Source organism: Pseudomonas fragariae (ex Marin et al. 2024) (genome assembly GCF_059621105.1).
Genome location: NZ_CM184369.1, coordinates 5,866,976 through 5,883,420 on the forward strand (window position 1 = coordinate 5,866,976; position 16,445 = coordinate 5,883,420).

Genomic DNA, 16,445 nt, shown 5'->3' on the forward strand with positions numbered 1-16,445 from the left:
CGTGATCAGACGGCGAAAAGCAGGAATTCCCGCTCCCACGAACTGATCACGCGCTTGAAGTTTTCATGCTCGGCGCGCTTGACCGCGACGTAACCGATGATGAATTTCTTGCCCAGGTATTTTTCGATGGTCTTGCTGTTTTCCATGCGCTCCAACGCGTCTTCGATGGTCAACGGCAGACGCAGATTGCGCCGCTCGTAACCCCGTCCGACCACCGGTGCGCTCGGGTTGATGCCTTCGACCATGCCGATGAAGCCGCACAGCAGACTGGCGGCGATGGCCAGATAAGGGTTGGCATCGGCACCCGGCAGACGGTTTTCCACGCGACGGTTTTGCGGCACGGCATCCGGCACACGCAGGCCGACGGTGCGATTCTCTTCGCCCCACTCGACGTTCACCGGCGCCGAGGTGTCGGGCAGAAAGCGCCGGAACGAATTGACGTTGGGCGCGAACAGCGGCAACAGCTCGGGGATGAACTTCTGCAGACCACCGACGTGGTTCAGAAACAGCTCACTCATGGTCCCGTCTTCGTTGGAGAAGATATTCTTGCCGGTCTCGATGTCGATGATGCTCTGGTGCAAGTGCATGGCACTGCCTGGCTCGCCGGTCATCGGCTTGGCCATGAAGGTCGCCGCGACATCGTGCTTGAGGGCGGCTTCGCGCATGGTGCGCTTGAACACCAGAATCTGGTCAGCCAGCGACAGGGCATCACCGTGACGGAAGTTGATTTCCATCTGCGCCGTGCCGTCTTCGTGGATCAGCGTATCCAGGTCCAGGTTCTGCAGTTCGCACCAGTCATAGACGTCTTCGAACAGCGGATCGAACTCGTTGGCCGCTTCGATCGAGAACGACTGACGGCCGGTTTCCGGACGCCCGGAGCGGCCGATCGGCGGCTGTAGCGGATAGTCAGGGTCGTCGCTACGCTTGGTCAGGTAAAACTCCATCTCCGGCGCCACGATGGGCTGCCAGCCCTGATCGGCGTAGAGCTTGAGGACCTTCTTCAGCACGTTGCGCGGCGACAGCTCGATGGGGTTGCCTTGCTTGTCGTAGGTGTCATGAATCACCTGCGCAGTGGGCTCGACCGCCCAGGGCACCAGATACACCGCGTTCTGGTCGGGACGGCAGATCATGTCGATGTCTGCCGGGTCCAGCAGCTCGTAGTAGATATCGTCCTCTACGTAGTCACCGGTCACCGTCTGCAACAGCACGCTTTCAGGCAGGCGCATGCCTTTTTCTGCGATGAACTTGTTGGTCGGCGAGATCTTGCCGCGCGTGATCCCGGTGAGGTCGGACATCATGCATTCGACTTCGGTAATCTTGTGTTCTTTCAACCAATCGGTGAGCTGGTCGAGGTTGGTACTCATAAATACCTCAGGGTTTTATTGTCCTGATCGTGATCAGGCGTTCCAGACGCATCGGCGTCATGATGTACAACTCGTTTCGGCAGACGCCGAATAGGGGTAAGGTGACAGCTGCGGGGCCGGATTTCCAGACGGCCGCGGTCACACTGACGACGCCGCTATACTGGTAGTGTCCAGCGTTGAGAGCAGGGCAGACTGGCTTCGATGACCGTTCAGGGATGTCGCAATGCGTGGCAACCCACCACGAGCAGCGATATCACAGGCATGATGAGCGCTGTACGGACTTGATAGTCGCGTGTCGACCAGGGAAAGGTGAAGCATTGGACCCCCGCTGTTGTTGCTCTACTGGGTTGCGATCGAGCTTAGCCTCGTTCATTTTTTTATACAACAGCCCGTTAAAAACAGTAGACAGGCCGCTTTAGCTCTTATTTAACATCGGTAAAAAACGGAATAAAACGCCCTAAATAGCAGCAAAAAAGGCCATATGGCGCAGTTTTAGGGCAAAAAAAGGCTCTATTGACTTCATCATGGCTTTCGGATTGACTGAGATCCGCAATCATTGATGATTGATATTTTTAACAACAAAGGTGTTGCATCATGTCGGTACCCCCGCGTGCCGTTCAGCTTAACGAAGCGAACGCGTTCCTTAAGGAACATCCTGAGGTTCTGTACGTTGACCTTCTGATTGCAGATATGAATGGTGTGGTGCGTGGCAAACGCATCGAACGCACCAGCCTCCATAAGGTTTACGAGAAGGGCATCAACCTGCCTGCCTCTTTATTTGCTCTGGATATCAATGGCTCCACGGTGGAAAGCACCGGCCTGGGCCTGGACATCGGTGATGCTGACCGAATCTGTTATCCCATCCCCGATACCCTGTGCAACGAGCCATGGCAAAAGCGCCCTACCGCGCAATTGCTGATGACCATGCACGAACTCGAAGGCGATCCGTTTTTCGCCGACCCGCGTGAAGTATTGCGCCAGGTCGTCGCCAAATTCGACGAAATGGGCCTGACCATCTGCGCCGCGTTCGAGCTGGAGTTCTACCTGATCGATCAAGAGAACGTGAACGGTCGCCCACAACCGCCCCGCTCGCCGATCTCCGGCAAACGACCGCATTCGACACAGGTCTACCTGATCGACGACCTCGACGAATACGTCGACTGCCTTCAGGACATCCTCGAAGGTGCGAAGGAACAAGGCATTCCTGCCGACGCCATCGTCAAGGAAAGTGCCCCGGCCCAGTTCGAAGTCAACCTGCATCACGTCGCCGACGCGATCAAGGCGTGCGATTACGCGGTATTGCTCAAGCGCCTGATCAAGAACATCGCCTACGATCACGAGATGGACACGACCTTCATGGCCAAGCCCTATCCGGGTCAGGCGGGTAATGGTCTGCACGTTCACATTTCGATTCTGGATCGCGACGGCAAGAACATCTTCACCAGCGAGGATCCCGAGCAGAACGCCGCATTGCGTCACGCAATCGGCGGTGTGCTCGAGACCCTGCCGGCACAAATGGCCTTCCTGTGCCCGAACGTCAACTCGTATCGCCGGTTCGGTGCGCAGTTCTATGTGCCCAACTCACCGACCTGGGGCCTGGATAACCGTACGGTCGCCGTTCGCGTACCGACCGGCACCGCCGATGCGGTACGTATCGAACACCGCGTTGCCGGCGCCGATGCCAACCCGTATCTGGTGATGGCTTCGGTCCTGGCGGGCGTGCACCACGGCCTGGTCAACAAGGTCGAGCCTGGCGCTCCGGTCGAAGGCAACTCCTACGAGCAACACGAACAAAGCCTGCCGAACAACCTGCGCGATGCACTGCGCGAGCTGGACGACAACCCGGTGATGGCCAAGTACATCGACCCGAAATACATCGACATTTTTGTCGCCTGTAAAGAGAGCGAGCTGGAAGAGTTCGAACACTCCATCTCCGACCTCGAGTACAACTGGTACCTGCATACGGTCTGATTGAGGCCGAGTAACACAAAACGCCGCAGGCCTTGAGCCTTGCGGCGTTTTGGTTTGGCGTGCAGCCCCCGGACACCTATCGTTCCTCACGCTCCAGCGTGGGAATGCAGTTCGTGACGCTCCGCGTCACACAGTGGAGCGTTGACGCCTACTTCAGGCTGTACGAGTTGCGGCACTCTTAAAGCCCGAGTTTCATTTACGCACGCTATCTCGCCAGACTGAAGATTTGTGACGCAGAGCGTCACGAACTGCATGCCAACGCGGAGCATTGGCACGATAAACAGTTAGATTTGTGTATACCGACGAGCGCGGAGCGCGGGAGCGATAATCGTTTGGCGACGGCAGCGATTCATCCCGTCAGAATCCCTTACAATGCCTGCAGCCCAACCAAGAGCCACGCCCATGACACGCGCCGCCACTCCTCGCAAACCTCAAGCACGCAGCCAGGCCAGAATCGATTCGATTCTCGACGCCGCCCGCACGCTGCTTGCCGAACAAGGAGTGGCCAGCCTGTCGATTTACAGCGTTGCCGAGCGCGCCGGCATTCCGCCCTCGTCGGTGTACCACTTCTTCGCCAGCGTCCCCGCGCTGCTTGAAGCACTGACCGCCGACATCCACGCCGCCTTTCGCGCCTCGCTGCAGGCACCCATCGATCACGACCAGCTCACCACCTGGCGCGACCTGTCACGCATCGTCGAGCTGCGCATGCTGGCCATCTACAACGCCGACGCCGCCGCCCGCCAATTGATCCTCGCCCAGCACGGCCTGACCGAAATCAACCAGGCCGACCGACAGCACGACATTGAACTGGGGCACTTGATGCTCGAGGTGTTTGATCGACACTTCCAACTGCCTGCGCTGCCAGATGACGTGGACGTGTTTGCACTGGCGATGGAACTGGGGGATCGGGTGTATGCGCGGTCGGTGCAGTTGCATGACGAGATCACACCGCGCATGGCTGAGGAAGGGATGCGGGTGTTTGATGCGTATTTGGGGTTGTATTTGCCGGTGTTTTTGGGAAGGAGGGCCTGAGCTAGCGATATTACTCATTCTTATCCGGATCCCGAATGAAAGTACCGTACTGCGCAGTATATTTTTTATCGTATTCACTAAACCGGGCGAGTGCGTCATCATACTTTTTTGCGTAATCCACTAATGAATCATGCGCTGTGATTTTACTGCGCTTAGAGGTATGAGTATTTTCCGCATAGTAATTCATCAGATAAGCAGCATCCTCTGTGCGCTGCTTAAGGCTATTGTATCTTATGGATGCGCTCCTCTTTCCGCCAGGCAAGTCAGCTGAAACCTCAACAATTAGTCTTCTCCGTGCGTTTTGCATATCTGTAAATTGCGAAGACTGCCTACCCGAAACAGGTTCAGTCAAGGAAGAAGACGCAAACGATGAGGTCGGCGGTAGTACTCCACCGGGTGAAGCCGCGGTTTTAGCTGAAGAGACATCCGCCGATAATGAACGTACTGAATTGTGCAAAGTAACTGACGCATTAGCACTTGATGAAGACGGCTTCCCGATAGTAGATACCACTGGCTTAGCAATACGCTTAAACTTCGTCCAAGATACACTATCGATAGCCCGTATACCGGAAGGAATCTTTAACAGTGCATGCCCCGAAGGATCCACAACCCCAATCGGATCCCCTCCACAATACCCATACGCATTCAGCCCGCCCTCATCAAACGGACTCAAACTGTCCGGGTTGTTGAACCGCATCAACACCGGGTTGTAAGCCCGGTACCCATTCCCCAACAGATAATGCCCGGTCACCGGATCGCGTCGTTCGCCGTTAAACCCCAGCAAACTGGTCAAGCCACTTTCAGCCGGATGGTGACCGTAGGGGCTGTAAGCCACAGGCTCAATCCCGGACTTATCCACAAGCCGCAGGACAGAACGCTGCTGATCGGTCGCAAGCAGCGTCGTGTCCACCACACCATCAACCTGCCGCTGCTGAGCCAATAACAGGTCTTCATGCTGAAAGACCGTGCGTCGTGATGCACCCTCTATTTCGGTCGCCAGGCGGTTCTTTTGATAGAAGCGCTGCACATCCGCCTGCCCTGCCGGCGAGCTGGAAGCCAGACGGTCCAGCGGGTCGTAGCGATACTTGCACAGCACTGTCTGGTCGGGAGAGGTCATGGCTGATGCTTCAAATAGAACCAGCCGTCAGCATCCGGCAAAACCGATACGCCGCCTACCTCGCATAAATGCTAGGTAAACGCTCGGCTTCGAGCCTGAAAGCATCATGCTTGAGGTTTTTGATCGCCGCCTCAAGCTGCCTGCATTGCAGAATGATGTAGGCGTCGATGGGGCTGGGGGATCGGGTGTATGCGCGGTCAGTGCAGTTACATGACGAGATCACACCGCTCATGGCTGAGGAAGGGATGCGGGTGTTTGATACTTGTTTGGGATTGTATTTGCCGATGTTTTTGGGGAAGAGAACACTGCCTTAACGCTTATGACCTCACTCCAAAAATCATGAAACTCAAAACATTAACTATTATTTCCACGCACGCGTTCGAGCTTATTTTTAAACTTAATATAGTCACTTTCTTCTCTATTAAGACGCTGCCAATACTTACGCAAAGTTTTCTTATACGTAGCAATATACTTACCATCAACAGCACTTGACTTTAATTGATAATGATTCACCATACGTTTACCGGCTGAAATCCGGCATTTAAAACGAGACTCCTGTTTTGAGATCAAATCTTTAGTATGAGGTACATCGGACCCTAACCCGATCCTTAAGAGAGAAGTATATCTTTTAACCTCTTTGTCTGAAAGCAGAGCGCTATTTTCTAATGTCAAAGTACTTACTGAGGCGTTAGCAGTCGTCGCTGAAGACGGGCCAGCGATTGACATATCAACCGCTGAACGACGCGTAGAGCTGGAAGAGGACTGACCTACACCTGGGATAGTACCTGCCGTGTGATTTGCCGTATACGAGTTGGCGTAATTCACTTCAACACTTGAAGACACTGATGCGAAAAGTTTAGAGGAGCCTTTTTTCATTATAGGCGGTGCCTGCACAATCACACTCTTTCGGCCTTGGTTTGAAGCACTCGAGAAAACACCCTCTGCTATCTGAGTGATAACTCTGAATTTTGCATGCCCCGTCTCATCCACAAATCCAACCGGATCCCCTCCACAATACCCATACGCATTCAACCCGCCCTCATCAAACGGACTCAAACTGTCCGGGCTGTTAAACCGCATCAACACCGGGTTATAAGCCCGATACCCATTCCCCAGCAGGTAATGCCCGGTAACCGGATCACGCCGCTCGCCATTGAACCCCAGCAAACTGGTCAACCCGCTTTCCGCCGGGTGATGACCATAGGCGCTGTACGCCACTGGCTCAACCCCGGACTTATCCACAACCCGCAGGACAGAACGTTGCTGATCGGTCGCAAGAAGCGTCGTGTCCACCACACCATCGACATCCCGCTGCTGAGCCAATAACAGGTCTTCATGCTGAAAGACCGTGCGTCGTGATGCACCCTCTATTTCGGTCGCCAGGCGGTTCTTTTGATAGAAGCGCTGCACATCCGCCTGCCCAACCGGCGAGCTGGAGGCCAGACGGTCCAGCGGGTCGTAGCGATACGTGCACAGCACTGTCTGGTCGGGGGAAGTCATGGCAGCTTCTTCAAATAGAACCAGCCGTCAGCATCCGGCAAAACCGATACGCCGCCTACCTCGCATAAATGCTAGGTAAACGCTCGGCTTCGAGCCTGAAAGCATCAGGCTTGAGGTCTTTGATCGCCGCCTCAAGCTGCCTGCATTGCCGAATGATGTAGGCGGCGATGGGCTGGGGGGATCGGGTGTATGCGCGGTCAGTGCAGTTACATGACGAGGTCACACCGCGCATGGCTGAGGAAGGGATGCGGGTGTTTGATACTTGTTTGGGATTGTATTTGCCGATGTTTTTGGTGAGGATGTCTTGCGCCTAAGATAGCGAAATTACTTAAAGCGGGTCCGGTCACATATCCCGAATCTCTGATGCATGAGCTATATTGTATTCTTCTTTATAGCCTTTCAGCACATCGCGGTACTCATTTAAAGTTTTTTCATACCTCGTCTTTGACGCAGAATACATCTTGATTCGCCGCCCAGACTTGGTCTTTTCTTTGTAAAAATCATAAAGTATTGAGGCCCCTTCAACCTTGCGCTTATGCAATTCAAGCCTTTTGCTTGCAGCTCTGAATTCTGGAGAAACTACCGGACTGGCTTTTCTATCAACCCAAGATCTCATTCGGCTGAGATAAGACGGATCAGACATCTTCTCAATTATTCCTGCTCTAGGGACAACTGTTAATTCTACGCCGACAGCCGAATAAGGCGCCAGCGCCGCATGGGCGGGGCCCATCGGTCTAGTTGAAATACCAGCACTGGATGACAAGGAAACCGGGATTGTACCCGTATGACTTACAATACTTGTTTGAACATTCTGAGAAATTAAATGTTTTACTTTACTCGTAATAGGCCTGGATCTTATCCTGGCTTTTCTAAAAGACAAGAAACCAACCTTGCTTATTGCTCTTATAGCAACGATTGTGATATGACCGGAGGGGTCCACAACCCCAACCGGATCCCCTCCACAATACCCATAGGCATTCAACCCGCCCTCATCAAACGGACTCAAACTGTCCGGGCTGTTGAACCGCATCAACACCGGGTTATAAGCCCGATACCCATTCCCCAACAGATAATGCCCGGTCACCGGATCGCGTCGTTCGCCGTTAAACCCCAGCAAACTGGTCAAGCCACTTTCAGCCGGATGGTGACCGTAGGGGCTGTAAGCCATAGACTCAGTACCCGCTTTATCCACAAGCTGCAAAACAGAACGCTGCTGATCCGTCGCCAACAACGTGGTTTCGATCGCACCCTCAACACGCCGCTGCTGAGCCAATAACAGGTCTTCATGCTGAAAGACCGTGCGTCGTGATGCACCCTCTATTTCGGTCGCCAGGCGGTTCTTTTGATAGAAGCGCTGCACATCCGCCTGCCCTGCCGGCGAGCTGGACGCCAGACGGTCCAGCGGGTCATAACTGTAGCGGCATAACACTGCTTGATTTGAAGAGGTCATGGCCAGATGCTTCGGAGGGAATCAGCCTTCAGCATCCAGCAATACTGATACGCCGCCTACCTCGCATAACTGCTAGGTAAACAGCAAAAAACCCCGGAGGGCTACAACCGTCCGGGGTGTTTTTTGCCCATCGTTTACAACTTGGCGATGGAAACCTCAGTCGACTTCACGAAGGCGATGACTTCGCTGCCGACGACCAGCTCCAGCTCCTTGACCGAGCGGGTGGTGATGACCGAGGTCACGACGCCCGATGCAGTCTGTACGTCGATTTCCGACAGTACGTCGCCGTGGACGATTTCCTTGATGGTGCCTTTGAACTGGTTGCGAACGTTAATGGCTTTGATAGTCATGGCATGTCTTCCTTTGGGGATCAGGGTTAATTTGCCCAGCGCAATTGCGTGGGCAGTGGCGAAAACGGTTCCGGGTCAGGTGGCGAACCCGGCAGAGCCAATACACGGTTGAGCACTTCGGCCTCCAGCGCCGCGAGGCGATGCGAACCACGAACACGCGGGCGTGGCAGGTCGACCAGCAGATCAAGGCCGATCTGCCCTTCTTCGATCAGAATCACACGGTCGGCAATGGCCACGGCCTCGCTGACGTCATGGGTGACCAGCAGCACCGTGAAACCATACTGGCCCCACAGTTTTTCGATCAGTTGCTGCATTTCGATCCGGGTCAGAGCGTCCAGCGCACCCAACGGCTCGTCGAGCAACAGCAGGCGCGGCTTGTGAATCAGCGCGCGGGCCAAGGCAACGCGTTGCTTCTGACCACCGGACAATGCGGCAGGCCACTCGTTGGCGCGCTCAGCGAGGCCGACGGCTTCAAGCGCTTCAAGGGCCTGCGCCCGCCAGTCGCCGCTCAGGCCGAGGCCAACGTTGTCGATGATCTTTTTCCAGGGCAGCAAGCGCGCTTCCTGGAACATCAAGCGCGTATCTTCGCGGGCATCGTCCAGTGGCGCAGAGCCGGCGAGCAGCTGGCCTTGCGTCGGTTTGTCGAGACCGGCGAGCAGGCGCAACAGGGTGCTTTTGCCACAACCGCTGCGGCCGACGATGGCGACGAACTGACCGGCCGGAATGTGCAGGTCGATGTCCTTGAGCACTTCGCGGGCGCCGAACGCTTTTTTCAGTTTGCGTACCGCCAGCGGGATGCCACGCAGCAAATGTGGAGGTTGCTGTTTCAGACTGGTCATGCGGCACCGCCTTTGCTCGTTTGATAGGCCGGGTGCCAGCGCAGGCAGACACGTTCCAGGCCTCGCGCCGCCAGATCGGCCAGCTTGCCGAGTACGGCGTACAACACGATGGCCAGCACCACGACGTCGGTTTGCAGAAATTCCCGCGCATTCATCGCCAGGTAGCCGATGCCGGAGCTGGCGGAAATGGTCTCCGCGACGATAAGCGTCAGCCACATGAAGCCCAGCGCAAAGCGCACACCGACCAGAATAGAAGGCATGGCGCCCGGCAGGATCACATGACGAAACAGGCTGAAACCTGACAGGCCATAGCTGCGGGACATTTCTACCAGCGCCGGATCGATGTTGCGGATGCCGTGGTAGGTGTTCAGGTAAATCGGGAACAGGGTGCCCAGCGCAACGAGGAATATCTTGGCGGTCTCGTCGATGCCGAACCACAGGATGACCAGCGGGATCAGCGCCAGGTGCGGCACGTTGCGGATCATCTGCACCGAGCTGTCCAGCAGACGCTCCCCCCATTTGCTCAGGCCGGTAATGAAGCCCAGCGCCAGACCGATGCCGCCGCCGATGGCGAAACCGATCCCGGCGCGCCAGCCGCTGATTGCCAGATGGGTCCAGATTTCGCCGCTGGCGACCAGGTTTATGCCGGCTTCGATGACCGCGCTGGGCGCGGGCAGAATGCGTGTGGATAACCAGCCGGCGCTGACCGACAGCTGCCAGACTGCCAGCAACAGGACTGGAAGTGCCCAGGGCGCCAGTCGGTGAACGATGCGTTGCGAAGCACTGAGGCTCATGGAGTTGTCTCCTCGAAGGGCCTGACGATCACTGTGCTTGAGCAACAGCAGCAGGAGGTGTCCAGACCACGTCAGCAATGCTGAGCGGCTTTGGAATCAGCTTGAGCTGGTAGAAGGTGTCGGCGATTTTCTGCTGTGCCGCCACTACCGGCTGGGTAAGGAACTGCGCGCCGTAGCCCTGACGCTTCACCGAGGTCAGGGTGATGTCGGCCGGCAGCCCCAGCAACGGTGCGACCTGTTGGGTCACTTCATCGGGGTTGGCCTTGGACCATTCCCCCACCGCACGGACCTCCTCGACCAAGGCCTGAATGACCTTGGGGTTTTTCTGTGCGTACGGCTTGGTGGCGAGATAGAACTGATGGTTGTCGACAATACCGGTGCCATCTTTCAAGGTGCGCGCCTGCAATTGCTTTTCAGCAGCGGCCTGGTACGGGTCCCAAATGACCCAGGCGTCCACGCTGCCACGCTCGAAAGCCGCACGCGCATCGGCCGGAGGCAGGAAGACGGTCTGGATATCGGTGTATTTCAGGCCGGCATCTTCCAGTGCCTTGACCAGCAGGTAATGGACGTTCGAGCCCTTATTGAGGACGACTTTCTTGCCCTTCAGGTCCTTGACCGAGGTAATCGGCGAGTCTTTGGGGACCAGAATGGCTTCACTGGTCGGTGCTGGCGGCTCGTAGGCCACATACAGCAGGTCCGCGCCCGCGGCCTGAGCGAAGACCGGCGGCGTTTCGCCGGTGACGCCGAAATCGATGGAGCCTACGTTCAGGCCTTCAAGCAGCTGAGGACCACCAGGGAACTCGGTCCACTGGACTTTCACGCCCTGCTCGGCCAGACGCTTCTCCAGCGAGCCCTTGGCCTTGAGCAGCACCAGCGTGCCGTACTTCTGGTAACCGATGCGCAGATCTTCCGCCTGGGCCTGAGTGACCGCACCAAGAGCGACCGCAGCAGCAAACAGCGCAACAAGGCCTCGACGCAAAATGACAGTGCGCATATGCGCTCCTTTACCTATTTGGGGTGATCCCCTGCTCGACCGGTTACGAAGGAGCAAGGTGTGAATAGGCACGACATTAACAGCCCTTTTTTATATCTATAAATCTTATTTATTCATTTAGTTATTCCATAAATGAATATGGAAAAGTGTTCGTGCTTGTACGTTGGCAACCTGTGACGCGGAGCGTCACGACAGGCATTCCCACGCTGGAGCGTGAGGAACGATAGCCCTGTAACTATCGTGCCCATGCTCCGCGTGGGTATGCTGTTCTGGACGCTCTGCGTCCGCGCTTGATCAAGCGACGTAGCAGGCGGCTATGAGGGCGCAATAAAAAAGGGCCGATAAATCGGCCCGAATAACCCCACGCTTGGTAGATCGAAAATCAGCGGTTTGGCTGTGGTGTCAGGCGCAGATAAGGGGTGACCGCCTTGTAGCCCTTGGGAAAGCGCTGCTTGATCTCGGCTTCGTCCTTGATCGACGGCACGATCACTACGTCATCACCGTCCACCCAGTTGGCGGGCGTGGCGACCTTGTAGTTGTCGGTCAATTGCAGGGAGTCGATAACGCGCAGAATCTCGTGGAAGTTACGCCCGGTGCTGGCCGGATAGGTAATGGTCAGACGCACCTTCTTGTTCGGATCGATCACGAACAGCGAGCGCACAGTCAGTGTGTCGTTGGCATTGGGGTGAATCAGGTCGTACAGGTCGGAAACCTTGCGGTCGGCATCGGCCAGAATCGGGAAGTTGACCAGGGTGTTTTGCGTGGTGTTGATGTCATCGATCCACTTGATGTGCGAATCGACCGGGTCCACCGACAGCGCAATGGCTTTCACGCCACGCTTGGCGAACTCGTCTTTCAATTTGGCAGTGAAGCCCAGTTCTGTGGTGCACACCGGCGTGAAGTCAGCCGGATGAGAAAACAACACACCCCAGCTGTCGCCGAGCCATTCATGAAAACGTATACGCCCCTCACTGGATTCCTGTTCGAAATCAGGGGCTATGTCGCCAAGTCGCAGTGTCATGGTGTTGCTCCTTGTCTGTATCGGGAAGGCCTTGGTATAGCACCACTGTGCGCCCTGTCGAGAGAAGTTAAAAAGAATAAATAATGCACCCGATAGACCTGCCAGGAATATCAAAAAACAGGCAAAAGAAACCCCGCATAGGGCGGGGTTCCTTTAAGCCTCAATACACTACATGAAGTTGTAGGTGTAGTTGAAGATCAGACGGGTCTGGTCGATGTTGGTAGTGGAAGCGTTCAGGTCGTTATCGCCACGGTAGGTACCATGACGCAATGTAGTGCCGAAGCCCTTCATCGGACCGCTCTGGATCACGTAGTCAACGCGCATGTCGGTTTCCCACTCCGAGTATTCTTCTTTACCGGTAGTGCGGTCACGGATGTCGTCTGCGTGCAGGTAAGCGATAGCTGCTTTCAAGCCTGGAACGCCGACTTTGGCGAAGTCATACGAGTATTGACCGAACGTGGTGTTCTCACCGGCACGGTTGAAACTGTTGATCATCGAGTCAGTGAACAGATAGAAGCTAGCGCCGCCATTGCCTTCTGCGCGGTTGTGACCGTTTACGACAGCGCCTTGGTTCAAGTTCACGAAACCGCCGTCATCACCAACTTGTTGGTGACCGACCATGAGTGCGTGACCGCCCAGAGAGTAGGTGAACATGGCAGACCATGTCTGGTTGTCAACTTCACCAGGCGTCTTGGCGTAACCACTGTTGTTGTTGAAGCCATAACCAGCAGCGCCGCTGCTGTTCTTACCGTCGGAGCTGCTGTCAAAGTAACGCAGATCAGTCTTGAACGATTGATTGCTGTCGATCTGGTAAACATGAACCAAACCCAGGAAGTGCTGCTTGTAGAAGTCTTCCAGATTGGCGTAGTAGTACTGCAGGGTCAGGTCTTTGGTGACTTTCCAGTCAGCACCAGCAAAACGGAATTCGTCGCTGGACTGAGAAGCGCCGTTAACTGAAAGATCAGTCCAGTTACTCGAAGCACGACCGATGGACTTGCTCAATTGACCAGCAGTGAAGGTCACGTTGTCCAGCTCTTTGGACGTCAGGATGCCGCCCTGGAACGCCTGAGGCAGAAGACGACCGTCGTTGCTGACCAGAATTGGCAGGTTAGGTGCCAGTGCGTTACCGACTTTCAGCTCGGTTTTCGAGAAGCGTACCTTGCCGTTGGCGCCCAGACGGCTCCACTCGTCGACAGCAGAACCATCGCTGTCGGTAGGCAGAATGCCGCCATTCAATGCACCGGAGTGGGCGCCACGGCCGCCGTCAAGGTGAACACCGACCAGACCTTGCAGGTCCAGACCAAAACCAACGGTGCCCTGAGTGAAGCCCGACAGGTAGTCGAATTTCAGGCCAGTGGCCGTCTCACGGTTGTTGTGGGTAGTGCCTTCGCGGAAATCGTTGTCAAAATACAGGGTACGAGAACTGACGGACGCTTTACTGTCTTCCAGGAAACCAGCTGCGCTGGCCTGCTGAGCCAATACACCAACGGTGACGGCCAAAGCCAGGGTGGACTTCTTCATTACTACGCTCCTCGTGAATCTAATTTTTTATATCCATGGTGCCGGGCTTGGCCCTGACCCACGGATTAGCGATAGGCGACAGTCCCGATCCGAGATCAATGGATTCTGTTCGCCCTGACTTTTGACTAGACCGCTTTGGTCGATGCCAACACGTCGGTGCAATGTTTTTATGCGCTGAAGAAACCGTTGCTGGAATCTTGAGAACATCCAGTCATATGTCACAACTCGTGTCAGCAAAGACGTCACGGAGTGTATCGACCTGACTACCCATTTCCCAAAACTTATTTTGGTACCGTTCGTCAGATCTATCGTTTTCGTGCCCCCGACCGGAAAAATGCACCTTCACCGGCCTCGATCCCCGCCAGCAGAGTGCTGATGCAAAACTGGCGAAAGCCTTGTATTACGGGAACTTCGGGGAGATTAGTCAGTTAATGTGACAGTTGTCATCACTTTGACGGCGCACCATGTTCAAGCACAAAAAATTTTTTTCACTTTGCTTTTTTGGGCCATTTTCAAGCATTTTTCGGCCTTCAGAGCCGTCCCTCACTGTAGTCCATGTGAACAAAAAGGCAATTCTGGTGTCGGGCGCCATGGCAGCCAGCCGATTGGCCAATGCGCAAACGGCTCATTTGTGCACGTGAGGGGCGAAGATCCATCATCGAGTTCGGATGGACGAGTGCATCAGTATGGGTTTCTGCACGCTAGTGGTGCGCAAATTGAGTGCGCTTCTGGAAAACCGGAAGGCTGGAACGTGTACTGCGTTATCAAGGAGGAACGACGCGGCACTACGACTCCACTCTATAGCCAAATCACTTCCGGCACACGAGCAACATGTATAAATATTTATAATTCAAAGAGTTATGTGTTGCAGGAATAAAGCATGGCCTCACGCAGGGAGGATCCGCTTCTCACGCGAACACGTTTTTTCTGAAACGATTTGAAAACTGGCACGCCCCCTGCAATAGGTATTACATCGCCAGTTTTGGGGACCTTGGTACAGGCAGGCCGGGGATTCCCCTCTTTTATTCCTCCCGGAGACTGACCTCCAGTCTCCAGCGCCCGTCCACCTTCTCAGTGCGCCAGTCGCCATGAAGTGGACGGGCTGCCAGGAGCGTCAGCACCAACCCCTTCTCTCCACGTTCTACCTTCCAGCGCGCAATCCTGTTGTCGAACCTCAGTTGGCCCGTCCACGGCTGTCCTGACGCATCGACGTTGAGTACCACTGCACCATCGACTGTCGCGCCGCGATACTTCGGTTCTTCGTTGAACCAGAGCGCCAGACCGGCAGGCAATTCTTCGATCTGCTCCAGTTCGACCGGGTCAGGCTGCTGCAGGCGGCCGATAATCGTGCCCACGGTAAACCCGACAATCGCCATGGAGCCAAGAACACGCGGCCATAGCTTCGGTCTCGGGTCCTCTTCAAGGGTAGAATGCATCCCGTCCTTTCGTTCGGAGCCGTGCATGTTTCACGTCATCCTTTTTCAACCAGAAATTCCGCCGAATACCGGCAATGTCATCAGGCTATGCGCCAACAGTGGCTGCACCCTGCATTTGATCGAACCCTTGGGTTTCGAGCTGGACGACAAGCGCCTGCGTCGTGCCGGGCTCGACTATCACGAGTATGCCACGCTGCAGACACATGCTGACCTGGCAAGCTGTCTGGAGAAGATCGGCAACCCGAGGGTGTTCGCCTTCACCACCAAAGGCTCTCGGCCTTTTCATGATGCGAGCTTCGAGCCAGGCGATGCCTTTCTGTTCGGTCCGGAGAGCCGTGGCCTGCCCGCCGATATTCTTGACTCGCTGAGCAGCGAGCATCGCTTGCGACTGCCCATGCGCGAAGGCTGCCGCAGCCTTAATCTGTCCAACACGGTGGCCGTGGCTGTCTATGAAGCATGGCGTCAGCACGGGTTTGCCTAGACCGAGCGACCATGCACAAAAAAGCGCCCCGAAAGGCGCTTTTTGTTTGCAGCGGTAACGCTTACTGAACAGTCGGCGTTTCGCCAGCTTCCTGCATGCGCTGCAGTTCTTGCGCGTACAGGGCGTCGAAGTTCACCGGAGCCAGCATCAGCGCAGGGAACGAGCCACGTACGACCAGGTTGTCGATGGCTTCGCGAGCGTAAGGGAACAGGATGTTCGGGCAGAATGCGCCGAGGGTGTGGCTCATTGCGCCGTCGTCCAGGCCCTTGATCAGGAAGATACCGGCCTGTTGCACTTCAACGATGAAGGCAACTTCGTCGCCATTGTTGACGGTCACGGACAGGGTCAGCACGACTTCGTAGAAATCGCCTTCCAGCTGCTTCTGACGGGTGTTGAGGTCCAGGCTGACGGTCGGCGTCCACTCCTGGCGGAAGATTGCCGGGCTTTTTGGCGCTTCGAACGACAGGTCGCGAACGTAGATACGCTGCAGGGAGAATTGTGGGCCGTTTTCTTCGTTGGCAACGGCGTCGTTGTTCGGTTGATCGGTCATCTCGGATCCTTGTCAGATTAGGCTG

Annotated in this window: 15 protein-coding genes and 2 pseudogenes; 5 read left to right on the plus strand and 12 right to left on the minus strand. The window is 55.6% G+C overall.

Annotated features, from left to right (window positions below):
* Nucleotides 1-5 precede the first annotated feature (5 nt).
* Nucleotides 6-1,364: a glutamine synthetase family protein gene (locus AC54XV_RS25450; protein WP_002555767.1), complete on the minus strand. Its 1,359-nt coding sequence runs from the start codon at nucleotides 1,362-1,364 to the stop codon at nucleotides 6-8.
* 594 nt (nucleotides 1,365-1,958) lie between these two features.
* Between AC54XV_RS25450 and AC54XV_RS25455 the strand changes: the two genes are divergently transcribed.
* Both AC54XV_RS25455 and AC54XV_RS25460 read left to right on the plus strand, forming a co-directional pair.
* Nucleotides 1,959-3,335 (plus strand): glutamine synthetase family protein, encoded by a 1,377-nt coding sequence (locus AC54XV_RS25455; RefSeq protein WP_003413528.1) that lies wholly within the window; start codon nucleotides 1,959-1,961, stop codon nucleotides 3,333-3,335.
* A gap of 402 nt (nucleotides 3,336-3,737) precedes the next feature.
* Nucleotides 3,738-4,367, plus strand: a complete 630-nt coding sequence (locus AC54XV_RS25460; RefSeq protein WP_057457920.1) for a TetR/AcrR family transcriptional regulator — start codon at nucleotides 3,738-3,740, stop codon at nucleotides 4,365-4,367.
* A gap of 10 nt (nucleotides 4,368-4,377) precedes the next feature.
* On the opposite strand, the gene AC54XV_RS25465 is transcribed toward AC54XV_RS25460, so the two are convergent.
* Entirely contained in the window at nucleotides 4,378-5,484 is a 1,107-nt protein-coding gene (locus AC54XV_RS25465) for an RHS repeat-associated core domain-containing protein (RefSeq protein ID WP_080396114.1), read from the minus strand.
* Nucleotides 5,485-5,587: 103 nt separating this feature from the next.
* Here AC54XV_RS25465 and AC54XV_RS25470 point away from each other — a divergent pair.
* Nucleotides 5,588-5,798, plus strand: a pseudogene (locus tag AC54XV_RS25470) (TetR/AcrR family transcriptional regulator); the annotation flags it as partial.
* Between the two features lie 40 nt (nucleotides 5,799-5,838).
* On the opposite strand, the gene AC54XV_RS25475 reads toward AC54XV_RS25470, so the two are convergent.
* On the minus strand, nucleotides 5,839-6,984 hold the full coding sequence (locus tag AC54XV_RS25475) for an RHS repeat-associated core domain-containing protein (RefSeq protein ID WP_080396113.1): 1,146 nt from the start codon (nucleotides 6,982-6,984) through the stop codon (nucleotides 5,839-5,841).
* 103 nt (nucleotides 6,985-7,087) lie between these two features.
* Here AC54XV_RS25475 and AC54XV_RS25480 point away from each other — a divergent pair.
* Nucleotides 7,088-7,298 (plus strand): annotated as a pseudogene (locus AC54XV_RS25480) (TetR/AcrR family transcriptional regulator); the annotation flags it as partial.
* 29 nt (nucleotides 7,299-7,327) lie between these two features.
* On the opposite strand, the gene AC54XV_RS25485 reads toward AC54XV_RS25480, so the two are convergent.
* The 8 genes from AC54XV_RS25485 to AC54XV_RS25520 all read right to left on the minus strand — a co-directional run bounded on the left by AC54XV_RS25485 (nucleotide 7,328) and on the right by AC54XV_RS25520 (nucleotide 15,416).
* The gene (locus tag AC54XV_RS25485; protein ID WP_080393393.1) at nucleotides 7,328-8,434 is read right to left on the minus strand and encodes an RHS repeat-associated core domain-containing protein; all 1,107 of its coding nucleotides are present in this window, start codon (nucleotides 8,432-8,434) and stop codon (nucleotides 7,328-7,330) included.
* A 134-nt stretch (nucleotides 8,435-8,568) separates the two neighbouring features.
* Nucleotides 8,569-8,784 carry a TOBE domain-containing protein gene (locus AC54XV_RS25490; RefSeq protein WP_002555770.1) on the minus strand — a complete coding sequence of 72 codons (216 nt, stop codon included), beginning with the start codon at nucleotides 8,782-8,784 and terminating at the stop codon, nucleotides 8,569-8,571.
* Nucleotides 8,785-8,810: 26 nt separating this feature from the next.
* Nucleotides 8,811-9,623, minus strand: a complete 813-nt coding sequence (ssuB, locus tag AC54XV_RS25495) for an aliphatic sulfonates ABC transporter ATP-binding protein (protein ID WP_003427335.1) — start codon at nucleotides 9,621-9,623, stop codon at nucleotides 8,811-8,813.
* Nucleotides 9,620-10,417, minus strand: a complete 798-nt coding sequence (gene ssuC, locus AC54XV_RS25500; RefSeq protein ID WP_004407339.1) for an aliphatic sulfonate ABC transporter permease SsuC — start codon at nucleotides 10,415-10,417, stop codon at nucleotides 9,620-9,622. The genes ssuB and ssuC overlap by 4 nt, the downstream gene beginning before the upstream one ends.
* A 28-nt stretch (nucleotides 10,418-10,445) precedes the next feature.
* Nucleotides 10,446-11,411 carry a sulfonate ABC transporter substrate-binding protein gene (locus AC54XV_RS25505; protein ID WP_024642824.1) on the minus strand — a complete coding sequence of 322 codons (966 nt, stop codon included), beginning with the start codon at nucleotides 11,409-11,411 and terminating at the stop codon, nucleotides 10,446-10,448.
* A 382-nt stretch (nucleotides 11,412-11,793) separates the two neighbouring features.
* Entirely contained in the window at nucleotides 11,794-12,432 is a 639-nt protein-coding gene (locus tag AC54XV_RS25510) for a peroxiredoxin (RefSeq protein WP_003318285.1), read from the minus strand.
* A 168-nt stretch (nucleotides 12,433-12,600) separates the two neighbouring features.
* Nucleotides 12,601-13,953, minus strand: coding sequence for an OprD family porin (locus AC54XV_RS25515; RefSeq protein ID WP_024640520.1), 1,353 nt, complete (start codon nucleotides 13,951-13,953; stop codon nucleotides 12,601-12,603).
* Nucleotides 13,954-14,975: 1,022 nt separating this feature from the next.
* The gene (locus AC54XV_RS25520; protein ID WP_004407332.1) at nucleotides 14,976-15,416 is read right to left on the minus strand and encodes a hypothetical protein; all 441 of its coding nucleotides are present in this window, start codon (nucleotides 15,414-15,416) and stop codon (nucleotides 14,976-14,978) included.
* Between AC54XV_RS25520 and AC54XV_RS25525 the strand changes: the two genes are divergently transcribed.
* Nucleotides 15,415-15,870, plus strand: a complete 456-nt coding sequence (locus AC54XV_RS25525) for a tRNA (cytidine(34)-2'-O)-methyltransferase (RefSeq protein WP_004407330.1) — start codon at nucleotides 15,415-15,417, stop codon at nucleotides 15,868-15,870. The genes AC54XV_RS25520 and AC54XV_RS25525 overlap by 2 nt on opposite strands.
* A gap of 61 nt (nucleotides 15,871-15,931) precedes the next feature.
* On the opposite strand, the gene secB is transcribed toward AC54XV_RS25525, so the two are convergent.
* Complete coding sequence (secB, locus tag AC54XV_RS25530; RefSeq protein ID WP_003372189.1) at nucleotides 15,932-16,420, minus strand: protein-export chaperone SecB; 489 nt, start codon at nucleotides 16,418-16,420, stop codon at nucleotides 15,932-15,934.
* Between the last annotated feature and the right edge of the window lie 25 nt (nucleotides 16,421-16,445).

What these genes read in the sequence shown, in the direction of transcription:
- AC54XV_RS25450 (WP_002555767.1), bottom strand. Translation starts at nt 1,364, where the DNA reads ATGAGTACCAACCTCGACCAGCTCACCGATTGGTTGAAAGAACACAAG.
- AC54XV_RS25455 (WP_003413528.1), top strand. Translation starts at nt 1,959, where the DNA reads ATGTCGGTACCCCCGCGTGCCGTTCAGCTTAACGAAGCGAACGCGTTC.
- AC54XV_RS25460 (WP_057457920.1), top strand. Translation starts at nt 3,738, where the DNA reads ATGACACGCGCCGCCACTCCTCGCAAACCTCAAGCACGCAGCCAGGCC.
- AC54XV_RS25465 (WP_080396114.1), bottom strand. Translation starts at nt 5,484, where the DNA reads ATGACCTCTCCCGACCAGACAGTGCTGTGCAAGTATCGCTACGACCCG.
- AC54XV_RS25475 (WP_080396113.1), bottom strand. Translation starts at nt 6,984, where the DNA reads ATGACTTCCCCCGACCAGACAGTGCTGTGCACGTATCGCTACGACCCG.
- AC54XV_RS25485 (WP_080393393.1), bottom strand. Translation starts at nt 8,434, where the DNA reads ATGACCTCTTCAAATCAAGCAGTGTTATGCCGCTACAGTTATGACCCG.
- AC54XV_RS25490 (WP_002555770.1), bottom strand. Translation starts at nt 8,784, where the DNA reads ATGACTATCAAAGCCATTAACGTTCGCAACCAGTTCAAAGGCACCATC.
- ssuB (WP_003427335.1), bottom strand. Translation starts at nt 9,623, where the DNA reads ATGACCAGTCTGAAACAGCAACCTCCACATTTGCTGCGTGGCATCCCG.
- ssuC (WP_004407339.1), bottom strand. Translation starts at nt 10,417, where the DNA reads ATGAGCCTCAGTGCTTCGCAACGCATCGTTCACCGACTGGCGCCCTGG.
- AC54XV_RS25505 (WP_024642824.1), bottom strand. Translation starts at nt 11,411, where the DNA reads ATGCGCACTGTCATTTTGCGTCGAGGCCTTGTTGCGCTGTTTGCTGCT.
- AC54XV_RS25510 (WP_003318285.1), bottom strand. Translation starts at nt 12,432, where the DNA reads ATGACACTGCGACTTGGCGACATAGCCCCTGATTTCGAACAGGAATCC.
- AC54XV_RS25515 (WP_024640520.1), bottom strand. Translation starts at nt 13,953, where the DNA reads ATGAAGAAGTCCACCCTGGCTTTGGCCGTCACCGTTGGTGTATTGGCT.
- AC54XV_RS25525 (WP_004407330.1), top strand. Translation starts at nt 15,415, where the DNA reads ATGTTTCACGTCATCCTTTTTCAACCAGAAATTCCGCCGAATACCGGC.
- AC54XV_RS25520 (WP_004407332.1), bottom strand. Translation starts at nt 15,416, where the DNA reads ATGCACGGCTCCGAACGAAAGGACGGGATGCATTCTACCCTTGAAGAG.
- secB (WP_003372189.1), bottom strand. Translation starts at nt 16,420, where the DNA reads ATGACCGATCAACCGAACAACGACGCCGTTGCCAACGAAGAAAACGGC.